Genomic DNA, 1,040 nt, shown 5'->3' with positions numbered 1-1,040 from the left:
CGCCAGCCCAGGAAGTACGACAGCCGGCCCGACATCGAGTAACCGCCGAGCCCGGTCGTCAGGGCCCCGTCGAGCTGCTCGTCGGAGAGGGCCTCCAGCTCCAGCGCGAAGTCCAGCGGCGAGGCACCCACGTAGACACCGCCGTCACCGTGCCGCAGACCGGCCGGATCGATGTTGGCGTCCTCCAGGGCCTCCCACACCGTCTCCATCAGCAGCCGCTGCTGGGGGTCGATGAAAGGCGCCTGCTTGGGCGGAATGTTGAAGAACTGGGCGTCGAATTCGTCGATACGGTCGAGGAATCCGCCCGCCGCGGCGGTGATGTCACCGTCCGCGACATCCACGTTCCACCGGTCGCGCGGCAGCGGCCCGATACCCGAACGGCGGTCGCGGAGAAAAGAATCGAGCTCGTCGAGCGAGCGGTTTTCGCCGGGAAGCCGCATTCCGATGCCGACCACCGCGATCGGCTCGTGCTTTTCCAGAAGGAATTGCCCGAGCGCCCTGTTCTGCTGGCGGACCGTCTCTTCCGCCGCTTCGAGCCTTTCCTGCATTCCCGGCATGACGGCCGCCCTCCTGTCAGTTCGCTGCGCGCGCGTCGTGCGCGTCGTGCGCGTGGAAAATATCGGCCAGTACGTCCGTGACCAGGTAATCCAGCAGCCGCTCCACCGTCGGCTGGTTGAACATCGCCGTGCTGCTGATCCCACGCCCCAGCCGGCCCTCCAGCCGCTGCTTGACGCTGGTGAGGAGCAGGGAGGTCATGCCGAGCTCGAAGAAGCTGTCCTCCAGGGGCAGCTCCTCGTCCTCCGGCATGAGCAGTGCCGTCTTGAATTCCGCCACGACCCATTCCTCCAGAACGGTCCGGCGTTCCGATCTGGGCGAGTCCACCAATTGTTCTGTCATACCGAGCGAGTGAAGCACAGCGGCCGTGACGACCGGCTGACGTCGACCAGACTGTGCCGCGGTCCCCGCGTACCCCGCGTGGCTGTCAGGTCAACGTCAGCAACGCTGTGGCAGCCTCGGACTCGGCAGTGCGTGAGATCCGG

2 protein-coding genes are annotated in these 1,040 nt (G+C 66.4%); both read right to left on the bottom strand.

All coding sequences use genetic code 11. The annotated features are described in order from the left end of the window. On the bottom strand, nucleotides 1-557 hold a 557-nt coding region (locus ACFVV5_RS19220), incomplete at its 3' end, for a polyketide synthase (RefSeq protein ID WP_387247320.1). Nucleotides 558-573: 16 nt separating this feature from the next. Then, nucleotides 574-834 (bottom strand): acyl carrier protein, encoded by a 261-nt coding sequence (locus ACFVV5_RS19215; protein WP_387247318.1) that lies wholly within the window; start codon nucleotides 832-834, stop codon nucleotides 574-576. Nucleotides 835-1,040 lie beyond the last annotated feature (206 nt).

The organism is Leifsonia sp. NPDC058248, from assembly GCF_042881905.1.
Taxonomy (GTDB): Bacteria; Actinomycetota; Actinomycetes; order Actinomycetales; family Microbacteriaceae; genus Leifsonia.
The sequence above is the reverse complement of the archived record's forward strand: the minus strand, read 5'-3'. Positions and strand labels throughout refer to the sequence as shown.